Annotated in this window: 3 protein-coding genes; all 3 read right to left on the reverse strand. The window is 57.9% G+C overall.

The window, feature by feature from the left end; translation table 11 throughout:
* Nucleotides 1-25: 25 nt before the first annotated feature.
* The 3 genes from tnpC to tnpA are packed head-to-tail and all read right to left on the reverse strand — an operon-like array spanning nucleotide 26 to nucleotide 2248.
* Entirely contained in the window at nucleotides 26-1582 is a 1557-nt protein-coding gene (tnpC, locus tag AAE484_RS17325) for an IS66 family transposase (protein ID WP_341939693.1), read from the reverse strand.
* 22 nt (nucleotides 1583-1604) lie between these two features.
* Nucleotides 1605-1961 (reverse strand): IS66 family insertion sequence element accessory protein TnpB, encoded by a 357-nt coding sequence (gene tnpB, locus AAE484_RS17330; protein ID WP_341939694.1) that lies wholly within the window; start codon nucleotides 1959-1961, stop codon nucleotides 1605-1607.
* A complete protein-coding gene (gene tnpA, locus AAE484_RS17335) occupies nucleotides 1958-2248 on the reverse strand; it encodes an IS66 family insertion sequence element accessory protein TnpA (protein WP_341939695.1) in 291 nt (96 codons plus the stop codon). Before tnpA ends, tnpB begins: the two co-directional genes overlap by 4 nt.
* Nucleotides 2249-2328: the final 80 nt, after the last annotated feature.

Raw genomic sequence — 2328 nt, forward strand, 5'->3', positions numbered from 1 at the left:
CGTAAGCGCCCAACCAACCACCCGGTTAAGACCAGTTGGGATTGGTGCTAACGTTCCAAGGTAGCAGCGTATCGATAGCCTCAACGCTCTGCGCGTTGGGCAACTCTTTAAAAACCGTCTTCAGGTATTCGTACGGATTCAGCCCATTGGCCTTGGCCGTTTCGATCAGGCTGTACAGGTTGGCGCTGGCCTTGGCGCCCGCCTGGCTGTTGGCAAAGAGCCAGTTCTTGCGGCCCACCGTGAACGGCCGGATCGCGTTCTCCGCCCGGTTGTTGTCGATCGGATAAGCACCGTCATCCAGGTAACGCACCAAGCGGTGCCACTGGGTGTGCAGATAATGCAGCGCTTTGCCGATCGCCGTTTGTGGCGGCACCTGGGGCAGGCTTTTCTCAAGCCAGGCCCTGAGCTTGTCGATGACCGGTTGGGCCTCTTGTTGCCGGCGCCGGTAGCGCTCATCCGGTGGCTGCCCTTTGATGGCTTTCTCCAGGGCGTACAGCTTTTGGATAAACGCCAACCCTTGGTCGGCTTTACCGGTTTTGCCCTTCTTTTGCACGGCCTTGGCGTCCATCAGCTTGCGCCGAGCGTGGGCCCAGCAGCCGATTCGGGTGATGTTGTACTGTTGACAGGCCTTTTCGTAGCCCTCATAGCCATCAACCATGATCGCTCCGACGCTCTCATCGAGCAGGTCCAGTGGCACCGACTGGCGCCGGGAGTCGGCGTAGTGGAACAAGACGGCCGGGCTGGCCGAGAAGCTGCCCATCACCCACATGTAGCTTTGGCTCTCGGCGCTCTTACCCGGCTCGTTGAGCACTTGAACCGTGGTCTCATCCAAGTGGATAACCGGTTGCTCCAACAGTTTCTCGTGTAGGAGATTAATCAGCGGTTGGGCCAACTCGCCACAGCGGATCATCCAGTTGGCGAGATTGGTGCGATCCAGTTCCAGTCCAGCGCGCTTGAAGATTTCGCTCTGACGGTACAGCGGCAAGGCGTCGCAGTATTTTTGGGTCGCCACGTAGGCCAACATACCCGGTCCAGCTATGCTTTTCTCGATGGGCTGCTTGGGCTTGGGGGCTGTCGCATGGTGTTGTTCGCAACAGGGGCAGACGTATTTCTGGCGCCGGTGCACGATGACCTTGGCTTGAGCCGGTATGATCTCCAGCTGCTCGTGATCTTCGGTGCCGATGGCCTTGAGTTCAGTGCCATCGTGAGGGCAGACACGCTCTGACTCCGACAGCTCATACAGCACCTCTTCGCGCGGTAGGTGGGAAGGTAGGCTGACGCGCGGCTTTCTGCGGCGCTGGTGCGCCGGCACCTCTACGGTGTCTTCGGGCTCAGAGTCTGTGGACTCTGTCTCAGCGGCTTCGTCCTCGTCGGTGGATTCGGCTTCGTTGAACAGCCCGAGGGCAAGCTGGTCTTGGGAGAGTTTTTCGCTGCTGGCGGAGAACTGCTTCCGGTTGAACTGTTTGATCAGCTCTTCAAGCGTACTGATGCGCTGCGCACGGCTGTGCAGAAGCGCCTCTTTTTGTTCGAGTTGCGCTTCAAGCTCTTTCACTTTCTGTTCAAGCAGTGCGGCTTCTGACATGCCGCTATTTTACCAAAACGGATCAAGCAACGTCTCGATAAAATAGGGTTTTATGGGGCTTTAATTGCGTAATATCGAAGCCGCGCAGTAGCCATTGCCACTGTTCGTGATCCAGAACCACCGGATCGTCCGGCCACCGCCTGGGCCACTTGAACTTATCGCGCTCCAGGCGCTTTTGCCACAAGGCAAAGCCGGTCTCGTCCCAGTACAGCACTTTGAGCTGAGTGCGCTTCTTGTTGCAGAAGACGAACAACGCGGCGTCGAAGGGCGAGAGCGCCATTTCATCCTGGACGATGACGCTCAGCCCATTGATCGCCTTGCGAAAGTCTACCGGCTCGCGGTGCAGGTAGACTTTGATATCCTCCGGCCACTGGATCATGCCACCAGTGCCTTGACCAGCTGCGCGATGGTTTGCGCGTTGCTTGCGGGCAGCTTTACGGTAACGGCGCCGTAGTGCAAAGTCACTTGATCGGTGACCTGGGGCTTGCTGGCCACCGCCTGAGTGAATCCGGAGGACTCCGGCTGAGCTTTGAGTTTCATACGACGCAGGCTGAAGTATTTGGCGTTGAGCCCTCGCTGGGCGCAGAACTCGGCTTGGGTCAATCCGCTTTGCTCGAACTCATCGATCAGAGCCAGCCAATCGGATTTGGTGCGGTATTTTTTCATGTGAACCTCCCATTGTTGAAAGCTGGGAGGTTACTTGGCTCGGTTCAGGTCGGGTAGTGGGTGGTTGGATTGGCGCTTAC

It is taken from the genome of Marinimicrobium sp. C2-29, from assembly GCF_038419845.1.
Taxonomy (GTDB): Bacteria; Pseudomonadota; Gammaproteobacteria; order Pseudomonadales; family Cellvibrionaceae; genus Marinimicrobium.